Origin of the sequence: Streptomyces sp. NPDC048442, from assembly GCF_040651475.1 — a bacterium.
In the GTDB taxonomy this organism is placed as follows: Bacteria; Actinomycetota; Actinomycetes; order Streptomycetales; family Streptomycetaceae; genus Streptomyces.
In genome coordinates, this window is the sequence record NZ_JBEZKB010000001.1 from 507,605 (window position 1) to 521,237 (window position 13,633).

The 13,633-nt window shown below is 69.9% G+C and carries 27 protein-coding genes; 24 read left to right on the top strand and 3 right to left on the bottom strand.

The features are described 5' to 3' along the window. Positions 1–24 precede the first annotated feature (24 nt). From AB0D18_RS02325 to AB0D18_RS02355, 7 genes are all read left to right on the top strand, one after another. The gene (locus AB0D18_RS02325; protein WP_362411328.1) at positions 25–1,749 is read left to right on the top strand and encodes an AAA family ATPase; all 1,725 of its coding nucleotides are present in this window, start codon (positions 25–27) and stop codon (positions 1,747–1,749) included. Between the two features lie 50 nt (positions 1,750–1,799). Next, positions 1,800–2,474 (top strand): hypothetical protein, encoded by a 675-nt coding sequence (locus tag AB0D18_RS02330; protein ID WP_362411331.1) that lies wholly within the window; start codon positions 1,800–1,802, stop codon positions 2,472–2,474. A gap of 192 nt (positions 2,475–2,666) precedes the next feature. Beyond that, positions 2,667–3,080: a hypothetical protein gene (locus AB0D18_RS02335; protein ID WP_362411334.1), complete on the top strand. Its 414-nt coding sequence runs from the start codon at positions 2,667–2,669 to the stop codon at positions 3,078–3,080. Further along, positions 3,073–3,795, top strand: a complete 723-nt coding sequence (locus AB0D18_RS02340) for a hypothetical protein (RefSeq protein WP_362411337.1) — start codon at positions 3,073–3,075, stop codon at positions 3,793–3,795. Before AB0D18_RS02335 ends, AB0D18_RS02340 begins: the two co-directional genes overlap by 8 nt. Beyond that, positions 3,792–3,980, top strand: a complete 189-nt coding sequence (locus AB0D18_RS02345) for a hypothetical protein (RefSeq protein ID WP_362411340.1) — start codon at positions 3,792–3,794, stop codon at positions 3,978–3,980. Before AB0D18_RS02340 ends, AB0D18_RS02345 begins: the two co-directional genes overlap by 4 nt. A gap of 97 nt (positions 3,981–4,077) precedes the next feature. Then, a complete protein-coding gene (locus AB0D18_RS02350) occupies positions 4,078–4,767 on the top strand; it encodes a hypothetical protein (RefSeq protein ID WP_362411343.1) in 690 nt (229 codons plus the stop codon). A gap of 44 nt (positions 4,768–4,811) precedes the next feature. Then, on the top strand, positions 4,812–5,261 hold the full coding sequence (locus AB0D18_RS02355) for a hypothetical protein (protein WP_362411346.1): 450 nt from the start codon (positions 4,812–4,814) through the stop codon (positions 5,259–5,261). Positions 5,262–5,267: 6 nt separating this feature from the next. Here AB0D18_RS02355 and AB0D18_RS02360 read toward each other — a convergent pair whose 3' ends face one another. Continuing rightward, a complete protein-coding gene (locus AB0D18_RS02360) occupies positions 5,268–5,450 on the bottom strand; it encodes a hypothetical protein (protein ID WP_362411349.1) in 183 nt (60 codons plus the stop codon). 108 nt (positions 5,451–5,558) lie between these two features. Between AB0D18_RS02360 and AB0D18_RS02365 the strand changes: the two genes are divergently transcribed. Next, positions 5,559–6,023: a hypothetical protein gene (locus tag AB0D18_RS02365; protein ID WP_362411352.1), complete on the top strand. Its 465-nt coding sequence runs from the start codon at positions 5,559–5,561 to the stop codon at positions 6,021–6,023. Positions 6,024–6,047: 24 nt separating this feature from the next. On the opposite strand, the gene AB0D18_RS02370 is transcribed toward AB0D18_RS02365, so the two are convergent. Continuing rightward, positions 6,048–6,296: a hypothetical protein gene (locus tag AB0D18_RS02370; RefSeq protein WP_362411355.1), complete on the bottom strand. Its 249-nt coding sequence runs from the start codon at positions 6,294–6,296 to the stop codon at positions 6,048–6,050. A 95-nt stretch (positions 6,297–6,391) separates the two neighbouring features. Between AB0D18_RS02370 and AB0D18_RS02375 the strand changes: the two genes are divergently transcribed. Together AB0D18_RS02375 and AB0D18_RS02380 are read left to right on the top strand one after the other, a co-directional pair. Then, positions 6,392–6,736, top strand: coding sequence for a hypothetical protein (locus AB0D18_RS02375; protein ID WP_362411358.1), 345 nt, complete (start codon positions 6,392–6,394; stop codon positions 6,734–6,736). Between the two features lie 10 nt (positions 6,737–6,746). Continuing rightward, the gene (locus AB0D18_RS02380; protein WP_362411361.1) at positions 6,747–6,995 is read left to right on the top strand and encodes a hypothetical protein; all 249 of its coding nucleotides are present in this window, start codon (positions 6,747–6,749) and stop codon (positions 6,993–6,995) included. Positions 6,996–7,387: 392 nt separating this feature from the next. Here AB0D18_RS02380 and AB0D18_RS02385 read toward each other — a convergent pair whose 3' ends face one another. Continuing rightward, complete coding sequence (locus AB0D18_RS02385; RefSeq protein WP_362411364.1) at positions 7,388–7,678, bottom strand: hypothetical protein; 291 nt, start codon at positions 7,676–7,678, stop codon at positions 7,388–7,390. Between the two features lie 195 nt (positions 7,679–7,873). Between AB0D18_RS02385 and AB0D18_RS02390 the strand changes: the two genes are divergently transcribed. The 14 genes from AB0D18_RS02390 (at position 7,874) to AB0D18_RS02455 (ending at position 13,276) form a co-directional block, all read left to right on the top strand. Then, positions 7,874–8,428 carry an HNH endonuclease gene (locus AB0D18_RS02390; protein ID WP_362411366.1) on the top strand — a complete coding sequence of 185 codons (555 nt, stop codon included), beginning with the start codon at positions 7,874–7,876 and terminating at the stop codon, positions 8,426–8,428. Next, positions 8,421–8,735 carry a hypothetical protein gene (locus AB0D18_RS02395; protein WP_362411368.1) on the top strand — a complete coding sequence of 105 codons (315 nt, stop codon included), beginning with the start codon at positions 8,421–8,423 and terminating at the stop codon, positions 8,733–8,735. Before AB0D18_RS02390 ends, AB0D18_RS02395 begins: the two co-directional genes overlap by 8 nt. Then, complete coding sequence (locus tag AB0D18_RS02400; protein ID WP_362411371.1) at positions 8,732–8,965, top strand: hypothetical protein; 234 nt, start codon at positions 8,732–8,734, stop codon at positions 8,963–8,965. Before AB0D18_RS02395 ends, AB0D18_RS02400 begins: the two co-directional genes overlap by 4 nt. After that, entirely contained in the window at positions 8,962–9,117 is a 156-nt protein-coding gene (locus tag AB0D18_RS02405; RefSeq protein WP_362411374.1) for a hypothetical protein, read from the top strand. Before AB0D18_RS02400 ends, AB0D18_RS02405 begins: the two co-directional genes overlap by 4 nt. A gap of 145 nt (positions 9,118–9,262) precedes the next feature. After that, complete coding sequence (locus tag AB0D18_RS02410) at positions 9,263–10,111, top strand: protein transporter Sec31 (RefSeq protein WP_362411377.1); 849 nt, start codon at positions 9,263–9,265, stop codon at positions 10,109–10,111. Further along, a complete protein-coding gene (locus AB0D18_RS02415) occupies positions 10,111–10,281 on the top strand; it encodes a hypothetical protein (RefSeq protein WP_362411380.1) in 171 nt (56 codons plus the stop codon). The genes AB0D18_RS02410 and AB0D18_RS02415 overlap by 1 nt, the downstream gene beginning before the upstream one ends. Then, positions 10,278–10,418: a hypothetical protein gene (locus tag AB0D18_RS02420; RefSeq protein WP_362411383.1), complete on the top strand. Its 141-nt coding sequence runs from the start codon at positions 10,278–10,280 to the stop codon at positions 10,416–10,418. The genes AB0D18_RS02415 and AB0D18_RS02420 overlap by 4 nt, the downstream gene beginning before the upstream one ends. Before the next feature lie 179 nt (positions 10,419–10,597). Further along, positions 10,598–11,014 carry a hypothetical protein gene (locus tag AB0D18_RS02425; protein WP_362411386.1) on the top strand — a complete coding sequence of 139 codons (417 nt, stop codon included), beginning with the start codon at positions 10,598–10,600 and terminating at the stop codon, positions 11,012–11,014. Then, the gene (locus AB0D18_RS02430) at positions 11,011–11,604 is read left to right on the top strand and encodes a hypothetical protein (RefSeq protein ID WP_362411389.1); all 594 of its coding nucleotides are present in this window, start codon (positions 11,011–11,013) and stop codon (positions 11,602–11,604) included. The genes AB0D18_RS02425 and AB0D18_RS02430 overlap by 4 nt, the downstream gene beginning before the upstream one ends. Then, complete coding sequence (locus tag AB0D18_RS02435; protein WP_362411392.1) at positions 11,601–12,386, top strand: hypothetical protein; 786 nt, start codon at positions 11,601–11,603, stop codon at positions 12,384–12,386. The genes AB0D18_RS02430 and AB0D18_RS02435 overlap by 4 nt, the downstream gene beginning before the upstream one ends. Next, positions 12,386–12,598: a hypothetical protein gene (locus AB0D18_RS02440; protein ID WP_362411395.1), complete on the top strand. Its 213-nt coding sequence runs from the start codon at positions 12,386–12,388 to the stop codon at positions 12,596–12,598. The genes AB0D18_RS02435 and AB0D18_RS02440 overlap by 1 nt, the downstream gene beginning before the upstream one ends. A 77-nt stretch (positions 12,599–12,675) precedes the next feature. After that, positions 12,676–12,870, top strand: coding sequence for a hypothetical protein (locus tag AB0D18_RS02445; RefSeq protein WP_362411398.1), 195 nt, complete (start codon positions 12,676–12,678; stop codon positions 12,868–12,870). A gap of 92 nt (positions 12,871–12,962) precedes the next feature. Continuing rightward, the gene (locus tag AB0D18_RS02450) at positions 12,963–13,097 is read left to right on the top strand and encodes a hypothetical protein (protein ID WP_362411401.1); all 135 of its coding nucleotides are present in this window, start codon (positions 12,963–12,965) and stop codon (positions 13,095–13,097) included. Between the two features lie 2 nt (positions 13,098–13,099). Continuing rightward, on the top strand, positions 13,100–13,276 hold the full coding sequence (locus AB0D18_RS02455) for a hypothetical protein (RefSeq protein ID WP_362411403.1): 177 nt from the start codon (positions 13,100–13,102) through the stop codon (positions 13,274–13,276). The last annotated feature ends 357 nt before the right edge of the window (positions 13,277–13,633 follow it).

Here is a 13,633-nt window from a genome sequence, read left to right on the forward strand (position 1 = left end):
GTACCTGTGGAGAACGTCCGCCACATGAACCCGCGCGACCAGGCGGACCCGCACGGCCCCGAACACCTTGACGCCGAGCGGTACGTCCTCGGCGACTGCATGCACGACGCCCACCACATCCCCACCCTCCGCGCAACGCTCGACCGCGCCGACTTCTCCCAACCCGCACACGAACTGGTCTGGGACGTCCTCGGACACCTCCACGCCACCGGCCAGCCCACCGCACCCCTCGCCGTCCAACTGGAGCTGGAGAAGCGCGGCGAACTACAGCGGGCGGGTGGCGCCCCGTACGTCGCCCACCTCGCCGACTACGCGTCCGGATCCCCTCAGTACTACGCCGAGCAGGTCCGCGCCCGCGCCGAGCTCCGCGCCGAGGCCGACCTCGGACGACAGATCGTCCAGTACGCCACCCGGCCCGACGCCGAACCCGGCGCCGTCACCACCTACATCGACGACTACCAGAAGAGGAAAGCGGACCGCACCGCGGGCCAGGCGAGCACTCCCGCGGACGCACTCCTGGACTGGAGCAGCTTCTTCTCCATCGACTTCGGGGCCGTCGAACTCCTCCCCGGACGCCTACTCGCCCCCGGCCAGCAGATCACCGTCGTCGGCGAAGGCAAAGCAGGCAAGAGCCTGTTCGTCCAGGAATGGATGTGGCGCATGGCCACCGGGCAAGCCGTCCTCGGCGACCGCCCGCAGGCCCCCGTATCCGTCCTCTACGTCGACGCGGAGAACGGCCACCAGGACATCCAAGAACGCATGATCAGCTACGGCGGCGGCCCCGGCCGCATGGGCATGCTCTCCTACGCCAGCTTCCCCCCGATCCGCCCCCTCGACACCGCCGGCGGCGGCACCGACCTCCTCGCCATGGTCAACGCGTGCGAAGCCCAAGTCGTCTGCCTCGACACCGTGTCCCGGTTCATCAGCGGCCCCGAGAACGAGTCCGACACCTGGCTGTCCCTCTACCGGCACACCCTCCTCCCCCTCAAGCGCGCCGGAATCGCGTCCGTACGCCTCGACCACATGGGCAAGGACACCGAGCGCGGCGCCCGCGGCTCCTCCGCCAAGACCCAGGACGTCGACCACGTATGGGAACTCCGCGTCCAGGGCGGTGGTCACCTCCTCCTGAACCGCACCCACACCCGTACCGGCATCGGCCCCGACGTGTTCCACCTCGTCCGCCACGCGCACAAGGACGGCGACCGCTACGCCCCCGGCAAGACCCGCCACGTACTCGCCGCGTACGAGCACCAGGAGCAGAACATCGTCGGCACGGTCGAGTGGCTGATCACGAAAATCGACGGGCTCGGACTGCCCAACGACGCGGGCAACCCGCGCACGATCTCCGCCCTCGCCACCGCCGGAATCAAGATCGGCAAAGACAAGATCGCAACCGCCGTCCGAACCAGGAAAAACCGGGACAACTTGGGTTCCCCGGAAAGCTTCCCGGAGACCTTCCCCGACGACGTTCCCAGGGAACGTTCCCCGGGAACGTCACCCAGAACCGAAGAACCGCAGGTCAGGCATTCCCCGGGAACCTCGCGGGAACCTCAGGGAACCCCCCCTTCCCCCCCTTCCCCCCCTCTACGAGAGGGGAAGGGGGAGGGAAGCGCCGACACAGAGGCTCCAGAAACACCCCTCTGCACCGTCTGCCACACCCCCCTCCACGGCTACCGAGCCAACCGCGGATACGACACCTGCCTCCCCTGCGACCCCACCACCGGCAGCCACCCCAACAACGCCGCCTAACCCGCCCCGCCCGGTTCCACCCACCCACACGCACACACGAGGAGCAGCACATGCCCGAGCAGCTCACCCAGATCACCGTCAACGTCGACGACATCGAGAACGCTCTCCGCGCATGGCTCCGCCACTTCGAGTACGACCTCCACAAGAACCTGGAGTGCGGCGAGGAGGACGGCCTCGACCGCTACCCGGAGGAGGCCGCCGCGTTCTTCGCCTGCCTCGCCCCGGCCGAGACCGGCGAGCAGCGCGCGGACCGCGAGGCCACCGAGCGCGACCACACCGCAGGTGATCACACGTACTGCGGGGTGAACTGTGAGGTCGAATTCCCCTCCGAGTCGCTCCGCAACGGCATCCTCGCCCGCGCCATCCCCGGCTCGGCCGCGATGCTCGACGAGCTGCTCCGTCGCGCAGCCGTACCGCCGGCGCCCGCCGCCGACCGGGCCGACCTCCGCGACCGGATCGCGCAGGTGCTCGCCGACTCCGACGCCTACGCGCTGATCTCGCGCCGCGATGATCGCGAACGATTCGCCGACGCGGTGCTGGCCGTGCTCCCCACGGTGCCCGCCGACCGGGCCGCTGCGCTGCGCGAGGCCGCGGATGCGGTCGCCGAGTACACCGGCAGCCCGCTGGACGCCTCCGCCCTGATGCTGCGCCGTCGGGCTGACGGGACTGCGCGTCCGGGCGACCCGGCAGTACGCACCGACGACGCCGAGGGGAGCGCCTCGTGATCACCGCCATCGCGCTCGGCGCCCTGATCTGGATCTACGCCGCCATGATGCTCGGCCACTTCATCAACCTGCCCCGGAGACACAGCCGATGACCACCGCCATCACCGCCCTCGCCTGGATCGTCGCCGCATGGGTGGCGCTCTCCCTCATCGCGGGCATCGTCGCCCTCGTCCTCATGTGGAGGCACCGCTGATGACCCCCTACTCCCGCACCCAGACCCTCCTCAGCATCCTCGCGGTCGGCGCAGGGTTCTCCACCGTCGCCTGCATCCGCTCCGACCTCCCCTGGCACGCGGGGCTCTGCACCTGCATCGGACTGTTCCTCGTCGGGGCCGCGTCCAACAACCGCGACGCCCACCACCTCGCCCGCCGCCGCGCCGAGGCGGCCGAGCGGGTCGCCCGGCCGCGCGACGACGGGACGTTCATCGCGTGCTGCCTCCCGTGGGCAGAGACCCAGTCCGTCCACGCGGCGTCATGCCCGGCTGGCCGGGACACAGCAGCGATCACCCTCAACGGGGCGTGCTGCGAGATGTGGTTCACCGGCCTCGGCATCAGCCACACCACCACTTGCCCCACCCAGACGCGGAAGGGCGGGCAGCATGACTGAGCCCACCACGGAGCAGCTGCTCCACCTCGTCGACCGCGCCGTCGACGGCCGACTCCTCCCCGAGGAAGCCGCGCTGCTCCGCGCCGAGATTGGGCAGCTCCACGCGGACATCGACAACCGGGACGAGCAGATCCGCCACCTCGACGCGGGACTTGCTCGCGAGCGAGCACGCGTCGAGCAGTCCGCGCGCCGTCTCCTCCCCGCCGCGCAATTGGCCGCCGACGAGCGCGACCGCGCGTACGCCGCAGAGCAGCGCGCCGAGCAGACCGAGGCCGAGCGCGACGGCGTGTACCGCGAGCGCGCTCGCCTTGTCGCCCACCTCGCCAGCCTCTACCCCGCCCACATCGGCCACACCGACCCGACCGCACCCGGCTGGGCTGTGGTCATCATCGAGGCGCCGACCGGGCAGATGAGTTGGCACATCGCCGAACGCGACCTACCGCTGTTCGCCCACGTGGAACCCACATCCCGCATCTGCCGGGGCTGGGACGGCCACACCACCGAGGAGAAGTACGAACGGCTGGCGAAGCTCGTCCGCGGGGAAGGCCACACGCTCTTCCGCGCCGAGCACGCCGAGGCCGCTGTTGCCCGCGTCCGCGCACTGCTCGACACCCACCTCGGCCCGCTCGCCAGCTCCGCCGTGCGCCACGCCCTCGGCCAACCCTCCCCGGCAGGGGCCGAAGATCCCAACTCCCCGATCAAGGAGCAGACATGACCTACCGCCGCGAACCCACCATCCACCACCGCGCCCTTATGGTGACCTGCCCGCGCTGCCGCTGCGTGCCCGGAGCCCCGTGCATGGACACCCGGGGCTCGCGCCTCAAGGACGGGCGGGTCCACAAGGATCGCGCCGAGTTCTACCGCGACAGCACAGCGACCGAAGCGACCCAGGAGCACTGACCCGCCCACGCAGAAGGGGCGTGCCCGCGATCTCCCCAGACCTGGCACGCCCCACCGGTGATCATCAGCCTACGCCCCGCACCACACAGGAGCAGCGATGACCACCACCAGCCACCACCTCCGCACCGTCGCCACCCTCTGGGCAGACCTCCGCGACGCCCTCGGCGCACCCACCACCGCCACGTGGCCGCCGTCAGGGCTCCGCGCCTACCTCACCCGCCTCGACCCGGACGAGACCGCGCCCCTCCCCGCCGACATCCACCCCGCGCAGCCGATCGGCGTCACCGTCGCCCCGCTCCGCATCCCCATCCTCGACACCATGCGCGCGGTGGAGGCCGCCCTCGTCGACCTGGCCGACCAGACCGCCTCCGAGATCCAGCGACCCACGATGGCACGTGCGCCGCGTACGTGGCCGGCCGCCGACCGGGTACGCCGAGACCACCTCGCCGTGGCCGACGCGGTCGACCCGCAGCGGTGGCGATACACCGGACAGCGCACCGCCCCGTACGCCGCGCTGTGGCTGTGCGCCCGCGTCGAAGGGCGCCGGGGGCCGTGCCGTCCGCTCGGCGAGGAGCAGCTGCATCGGATCGCCCGCGTCGCCGAGGGGGCCGCCGCCAGGGTGGAGCAGGCCCTCGACATCGCGGACGGGTGCCGCCTGCTCGCCGACACCCACCCCTGCGCCTGCGGCGGAGCGATCGAAGTGCATGGCGGGGCTGGGGCGCAGCCCGTCGCACGGTGCACCAGGTGCGGGGTGATCTGGTCCGAGCAAGGTGTGATCGCCGCCTGATAGCCCCGGTGGCAGGGAAACGCGGGCAGGCACATCCTGAAGCTATGCCCGCGCAAGCCTGGATCACGCTCGTCGGAGCCATGCTCGCCCTGGCCGCTTTCGTGGTCGGCCTAGCTGGTACTGCTCGCGATCGGGTACGTCAGACCGAGGACTTCTACCTGAAGCGGTACTGGGACCTCCTCGCCCAACTACCGATGGACGGCCTACCGACAAGCGGCGGCGCCGGCCGCCGGGCCATTCGTCAGTACATCGACCTTTGTGAGGACGAACTCACCCTTCGAGAGCGGGGCCAAGTCAGTTGGGCAACCTGGCAGGACTGGCGCGAGGGCATGGTTGACGGGTTCAGTCCGGGCCCCGTACGCGACGAGTGGTCCGCGCTCGCGGCCAGAACTGCGTTCGGCCACCGTCACCTTCGCCAGCTAATCGGTGACGAGCGGTACGACCCGTGCGAGAAGAATTGGTGGGTCCGACGCTGGAGAAACCTCGGCCCCTGAAAGCGGTCAGGACGGTAGCCGGCGGGCGATCCTTCCGCGCAGCTCGGCTGCCGCCGGGTGCTGCTCTTCCAACTCGGCGAGGAGCAGCACTACGGCGCGCGCTTCAGGTACGGACAGCAGCGGGAGGCGGGCGGCTGGGTCGCCCCATTCGGTGGCGAGGAAATCAGCAGCGGTCGTGGACTCATCCATAGGATGCCAACGCTGGCAGTTGAGCTTTGGTCACGCCTCGTACCAACGACTCAAGGCTCATGAGGAAAAGCCCAACGCTCGTAAGGCCCAAGGTGCGAACATCCGCCTATGGCCGAAGAATCTCCTGTCCCGCCCCTCCCTCAGGACTATCTGTTGGCGCTCGGCACCATGGTGACCACCGCTGCGATCGTCGAGTTCCGTCTCCGCGTGATCTCGACGCAACTCCTTGACAGCAGGTACAGCGGACTCATAACTGCTGGCGAGACGGTCGGCAAGCTCTTGGACCTATGCGAACAGATCACGAAACAGCAGCAGCTTGTGGGTGGGGGACGAGTACCCGAACTTCTACCGCTGCTGTCTCGCTGCCGCGCAGCTTTCAAGCGCCGTGACCAGTACATCCACGGCACCATCACCTGGGGGCCGGATGAAGCGGAGTGGACAACGATGCGCTCGCGGCGCTGGAAGCCATTGCCGGAATTCGGTCCAGCTGCCGCCGAGGACCTGGTGGACCTGAGCAAGGAACTGAATACCGTGTGCGATGGGCTGATTGCGTGCTCACTCAAGATCCACTGAGCGCATGGGGCACCGCGGGACCTTTTACGTCGGCGGCGGCCGGTACCCCCGCTCGCCCACACCCCACCCGTAATCGTGAGGTGCCGCGCCCCTCCACTCAATCCACGGCGACTCGGCGGCCACCACGTCCTCCGCGCCCTCCACCCCGGCCAGCCGCAGCAGCTCGACCAGGTCCCCGTCTGAGTAGGCAATGCCCAAGATCGTCTCGCCCGCGGTGACCCGCCGGCCGCCCTCGCCGCGGGGTGGGTGCACGACTATCGGCGCTCCGTCCATGCCTCCACCGTCACCCCGGACGGGGAAGGGCGCATCCGCAGTGGCGCGCCCGTGCGCTCTCGACGTCAGCTACGCGCTCGTGCCACGCTGCCCGGATGGCGACAACCGGCACCGACAGGCTGTTGGACCTCCTCGCGCTGCTCGCCGAGCACGAACGCACTGAAGCCCGCGCCCGTGCCGGGCTACTGACCCCCGAAGAGTGCCGGCACAGCCACATCATGGGCATCTACTTGGCGGACCGGCTTGCCGAGGTCCCGCTGCCATCACACCCACCGGCGGCAGTGGCTGCGGAGGCGGCAGCAAGCCGGGCGCACTTTCAGATGATGTCCGAGGCGCTGGTCACAGCTGACGGTGCGAGCGTCGACGATCCCTACACGTACGCCCGCCAGCAGCACGCGCTGCTCTGCTGGACGGAGCACTCGTATACGGAGGCCCCGTAGGCTCAGTTCCATGAGCGATGACGTGATGGTCCCGGATGAGATGGTGGCTGCACAGCTAGAGGTGGAGGACACCCTCGCCGCGGTACGTGCGTGGACGGACAGCGGCGCCGACACCTCGGCTGACCGCTGGTCCGCCGCGCAGGGTGCCGCCGCACGCGCTCACGAACTACGGGCGCCGCTGATCGCCAAACACGGCTCTTACACGTTCACCGCCGCGCTCGGCCGGGCAATGCAGGAGGCCCGAGCAACACAGGAGTAGACGCGATCATCCCGGACGCATCCGGGCAGCACGAAGCCCCCCGCCACGATTCGGCGGGGGCTCCTTTCGACTCGTCTGCTTCCTTCTCTCAAGATGCATCGAGGTCAGATCACTGCCTCGCCGGTGGCTCGTACGGGTAGGTGTCCGGATACTCGGCCTTCAGATCATCGAGCGAAGCCTCGTCCCAGGACATCGGCAATGACTCGCCAGCGCACGGGAAGTACGGGCAGAAGATCCCGCCCCACTGCTCCTGGAAGTGCTCCCAATCGAATCCGGCCTCGCCAGTACCCCGGAACGAGGGCTGCCCACACGAAGTGCAGATCCGGATTTCGCCTTCGTGCTCGCGGATTGACGTCACCGCAGTTCTCCGATCAGTCGATGGCGCCCGCCGGCTACTCGCCCACGTCCTTCTTCGGCCTCTTCGTGCCACGCAGCCCCGCCCCGATCTGCTGAGCGCGAGCAGCCGTGACTCCGAGGGTGTCGGCGATCTGCGACCAAGTTTGCCCCTCTGCCTTCAGCGCCTGTACGCGCTTCTGCCTGAGTTCACGCAGACGAGCGTGGTAAGTCGGCCACTGCTCCAGCGCCTTCGACACGGCGACGGCGCACGCGGTGTCGTCCTTGATGGCCTCGAATGCGTCGATGGCTTCCACGAGCCGCCTCACCTCCTCGGGTTGGTCAGCCACTCCCGCTCTCCCTTCTGGCGCGAGAGCGCGACCTATAGCCCCAGATTAAACCCTAGGGTTGCGGTCATCAACCCTAGGGTTTAGCGTGGTTCTGCGAGGCCGCCTCTCGGTCTCGTGCAACAAGAACGGCCCCGGTCGGTGTGTGAGAGCCCGACCGGGGCCAGCCCGCTCAACCTTGAAGAGAAGGAGCAGGCCATGGGTGAGACTACCCATCCCCCACAGACATGCGAGAGGTGCGGAAGCACCTTCGAACCGAAGCGCCGCACGCGCGGCGTATGCCTGACCTGTCGGCTCTTCGGCAATGCCGTGGCCGCCAAGTCCGGATGCATCATCTGGACGGGAGCAACCAACGCGGACAGGTACGGCCGTCTGAAGGTCGACGGCGCGGAATGCGCAACACACCGGGTGGCCTACACATTGGTGGTCGGCCCGATCCCTCAGGGGCTCCACCTAGACCACCTGTGCCACACCCGGGACACCACGTGCCCCGGCGGCCGGACGTGTCTGCACCGCCGCTGCATCAACCCCTACCACCTGGAGCCGGTCACTGGCCGGATCAACATCCTGCGCGGGAGGGCCGCTTCGGCGGTAAACGCGGTCAAGACCAAGTGCCCGCGCGGCCACCTGTACGACGTGGCCAACACGCGGGTCGACAAGAACGGCAAGCGGCATTGCCGGGCATGCCGGGCCTACTACCAGATGCTCGCTCCGGCCCAGCGTCGTGCCCGACGGGAGGTCAGCCGTGGCTGACCGTCTCGACATCACCCAGCCCGATGAAGGTCTCCGCCGCGCCCACGCCACGCTGTCCAGCACCACGGCCCGCGTCCGGGCCGCGCTCGCCACCATGGCCACCATGTGCCGCGAGCACCCGGCCGACCCGCTCGACGACGGCGGACGCCTCGCCCTCGCGAACGCGGCCAGCGCCGCCGCGACGACCGGCGTCGCCGAGATCCTCAACGTGGCCCCGCGCATCTGGGAACCCACCACCCGCGGGGAGTACGCCCTCGTCCTCGACCGGGCCGCCTACGCGCTGCCGGACGCCGAGGTGACCCGATGAGCACCCACCCCCGCATCCGGGCCGCGCTCCGTACCGGCGCCCACGACCTCAGCGCGTTCTACCCGGACCGTCCCTTCGGCGAGGGGGACCGGCTCACGCTGGCAGCCCACCTCGCCGACACGGCCGACGAACAGACCACTCTCCTGGACGTCCTGCCGCGCACCACCTCAACCACGACCCGCAGCACCTACGCGAAGGCGCTGCGCAGGACGGCGGAGGCCCGGCGATGAGCGAGCAGCAGCCGGACCGCCGGCCTCGGCCGAACCCCGTCGCTGACGCTCCCGCGACCCCGGCCGCGTGCAAGCGCGACTACCAGGCCGGCGCCACGGACCGGGCCACGTCCGCGAAGAAGGACGCACACGCCCGCAGGGGAGGCCGCTGATGCGCGCCTTCTACCTGGTCGTCGGGATCATCGCGCCGCTCGTGCTCCTCGCCGTGATCATCACCGTCCACGTGACTCGCTGACCCACCCGGCCGGGCCACACCCCCGCCGTGGCCCGGCCCCTTCCTTCGCCCGGAGCTGCTCCGTGAAGACCCGCACCACCACCCACACACGCCAGATCGCCCACACGGTCAACGGCAAGACGCACATCATCGACGAGGACTACAACGTCGCCATCCCCGCACCGCCCCGTGACTGGGACCACATCGTTCTCCACGCCGTCACCGCCGGAGCCGCACTCCTCGTCACCGCGTCCGTCGTCTGGTCCACCGCCAGCATCGGCGACCTCCTCACCCTCGTCGTGATCGCGGTCGCCGCATACTCCGCAGCCGTCGTCTTCGACCTGCTGTGGATCATGTGCATGGCGCTGGAGTGGCTCGCCCGCTACGACCCTCAGCGCGCCCGCTTCCCCCGCCGGGCCGGGCACTTCGCGCTCGCCGTCGCCATGGCCGCCGTCGCCGCGCACGGCTGGATCGTCGGACAGCCCATCATCGGCATCGTGGGCGCCGCAGTCTCCGGCGTCGCCAAGCTCGGCTGGACCGTGGTCATGCGCCACCACGCCAAGCACCTCGACCCCCGCACACAGAAGTGGGTCGAGATGGAACAGGCCGAGGCGGGCGGGGAACTCGCGCTCATCCCTGTGCGCCGCCAGCTCGCCCGCGCGCGCAACCAGGTGGATGCCGAGCTGGCCGCCCTCCAGATCAGTCCGGGCGCCGATCCGGATCAGTCCGGACAGTCCGCGGACGATCCGGACGCCGACGTCCTGCCCCTGCACTCCGGGGCCGTGACCACCAAGGACGCAGTCCGGACCGCATGGGACTCAGGGATCCACGAGGAGGACGCGATCCGCCGATGCGTCAGCAAGGCCCTCGGCCGCCCCGTCTCCCCGGACACCGTCGCCCGCTACGTCCGCGCGCTGAAGGTCGGTGCCTGATGGCCCTCATCGCCCTGGTCGCATTCCCCGCGCTCGCGATCCTTGCCGCGCTCGGCGTCGTCGCCACACATCCCCAAGGCCGCCTCCGGTACGCGCTTCACGGCATGGCGGCCGTGGCTGGGTTCACCCTCGGCACGATCATCAGCGTTCTTCTCTGGAGCCACACGTGATCTACCTCGTACTCGCAGTCGGCGTGCTCGCCGCGACCATCGCCCTCTGCGCCCGCTCGCCGAAGCGGCGTGAGGCTGCCCTTGGTGCCGCCCTCCTCGCCCTGCTGATCGCCCTGATCTACGGGGGCCAGTGGTGACCGAGCACCCGATCGTGCCCACGCGGATCATTCCCGCAGGCCAACCACTCCCGGGGCGGGTCCCGCCGAGGCCAGCCTCACCGCCGCCGACGCCGCCTCCCCCGCGGCCCCCGGCCCCGCCGGCCACCTGGCAGCGACCCTTCCCCGCGCCGGTCCCGCCGCCCGCAGCACCTCCCGCGGTGCCGCCCCCTGGAGACGTCCACTTTCACACCCACTACGTCTTCACCAACCTGCCCGCCATCCCCGACGAGCCGGAGCCCGGCCCCTCCTGGTGGGTGCGGTGCAGGCCCTTCTACAACGCGGCCTGCATCGTGGCCGGTTCGCCGGCTACCACCTGGTGGGCCGACGTCCTCAGCCTGGCCCGCGACGAAGCCGGACTCGCCGGGGCGTGGGTGATCGCCCTCATCCCGCTCGCGACCCTCGTGTTCGCCGACCAGGTCTACCGCGTCGCCGCCGCCGGGGCCGCCAAGGAACTGTGGATCCCGAAGGCACGAGCGGCTGGGGCGCGCACCCTCCTGTGGTCCGCGCTCATCGCCACCTGCATCGCCCTCCCGTTCCTCACCGTCGTCTACGTCCTGACGGGAGTACGCCCGTGAACGTCACCCTCGCCGTTGGGATCGGCGACATGACCAGCGCCACCGTGACCACCGCCGGACTCGTCCTCGGAATGGGCCTGTTCGCCGCCGAACACCTCACCTGGTGGCGCGGCGGCGGAGGCGCAGCAGCAGCCGGGGGCGCTCCCGGTAGCAAGGCCAAGGACCCCAAAGAGTTGCTGCCCTTCTGGTCCGGGATCACCTCCGGGACCCTGATGGTGGGCTGCCCCGCGGGCATTCTCGGCTACCTCGCCGGGTTCCTCCGCTGGGGCGGCAACGGGCTCGGAGGACTCATCCAGAACTGGACGACCGGCACGACCGCCCCCTCCATCGCGACAGCCGCCGCACCCCGGATCGACGGCTACGGAGCGGTCGTCGTCACTGTCGCCGTCATCGTGCTCTGGTGCATGCGCAAGAAGTTCCCCAAGCCCAACAAGTCGCGCTTCAAGAAGGGCGTGTTCGTCGGCGTACTCCTCGCCCTCGGCACCGGCCTCTTCGCGGTCATTGGCGACCTGGTTATCCCCGGAGCGAACAGCCTCGGCGAGTGGGCCCTCTCCTCGATCATCACCTTGGACCTCGGGAAGCTCGTATGACGACCGCCCAATGGCTCCGCGCCGCCTGCCGCCGCATCGGCCGCGGCTCCGGATACCTCTGCTGGACCCTCGGTCGCCGAGGCGCAGGGGCCGGCCGCCGGTGGGCCGCTGGGATCCGTGGCTGGCTCGGCGCGGCGAGTGGGTGGGAGTGGTGCCTGCGCGCCGCGATCCTCCTCGTCCTCGCCCTCGTCGCCCGCAAGATCGGCGGCGGCCTCCTCGGCACCCTCGCCGCACACTCCGACCGCCTCGCCTTGCTGCTCTGGCCGATCACCATCGGCTGGTGCATCGCCGCGTACCGCACCCACAACCGGGCCCGCAGCAAAGCCGATCCGAAGCAGGACGCCGCCGACACCCCAGCGAACGAGATTGACGAGGGGCTCTCCACCGCCGAGTTCGTCGAGCACCTCCGGACCGCTATCGGCGACGCCCGCGGTGCCCACCTCACCGTCCTCGCCGAGCACCTCACCAAGGCCACTGGGGCAGAGTGGACGACCGCCTTCGTCCGCTCCGCGTGCAAGACCGCGTCCGTACCCGTCGTCGACGGGGTACGGATGCCCGGCCGCAGCCCCTCCACCGGGGTCCGCAGAGAAGCCCTTCCCGACCCCTCTCCGCCCGCTTCTGAGAGCGGCGTAGGAGGTGTAGGAACCGCAGGTCAGGTATCACCTACAGGGGCTCCTACACCTACACCTACAGGCCCTGCGCCTACACGGTGGAGGTTCGAGGAGGACCCCACCAACCTGCACCGCACCCACGTGATCTACCCCACCGAGAGGACGCCGTAATGGCTGCTAGTCGCCACTTCCGCACCGATCAGGACCCCGCCGAGGTACGGCAGGAGATCGAGGCCGACATCGCCGCCGCGCGCCGCGCCCAACGCGACTTGCAGGCTGCTGGCTCGCACAGCACCGGTGAGCGCATGAGGCAGGGCGCCGACGAGTACCTCGACGAACTGGCCGAGTTCGACGCTGGTACCTGGACCCCGAGGCACGCCTGACGGCTGCCCGATCTGCCCGACCCGATCGGGCGGTGAGGGGAGCCGGACAGTCCGGCCCCGCGACCGAGGAGCACCCCGTGGGCGAGTACGACGAGATGACCAACGCCGATGTCATGAGCGGCGACGAGATGCGCGAGTACGAAGAGGCCGGAGAGGCCGCGCTCGATGCTGCCGACGAGGAGCGGTTCGCCGCCAAGGAGGCAGCGGCCGAGGCCGCCGAGTACGACGACGGAGAACCGTGGGAGGGGCTCGCCGACGGCGAAGAGCGCTGACCCACCACATACCCCCGGAGCGGCCGACAGCTGCCAGGCATCCCGACCGCCCCGGGCCACCCATCCCGCACACACGAGACAGGAACACCAGCATGGCACTGCCCAAGGACATGCCCACCCGAGACCCCAAGCGCGCCGAGAGCGAGCCGCAGCACTCCCGCAGGTACGGCAGCAGCACCGGCGGTTGGACCCGGCCCGCCGAACAGCAGAAGACGAAGGGGAAGTGACCATGGCCAAGCACCAGTCCGTGACGGATTACATCGCAGCCCGCCAGGCCGGGGACGCCGAGCGCTGCCACCAGATCGTCGCCGAGGTTCGGGAGCGCTTCGCCACCCGCACCACCGACGGCACCGAGATCGCCGAGCTCTACGCAGCGAACCAGACCGTGCCGCTCGCCGGGAGCTGACACTCTGAGACCAGGCCCCGCCGCGGCACACCCCCGACGCGGCGGGGCCCTCCGCCCACTCCGTCCACCGTCCACCACCAGAGGAACCGCGATAATGGCGAGGAGCCGAAGCATTCATTTTATTGAGGCGGGCCAGGTCTACACGACGATCAGCGGCAACGCTACCTCCCACTACCCCGCCTCCGTGATCATCGCGGATGCAGATGCCCGACCGGTCAAGGTGCTCGATGCCGACCATCTCGGCCGCACGTACTTCATCCCCGCCAGCTACTTTCACGCGACGGACCGGACTTTGGCCGGGCAACGGCGAGTCACTGGCTATCACCTCACGGGGCGACGCACCCACGAAAATCCCGG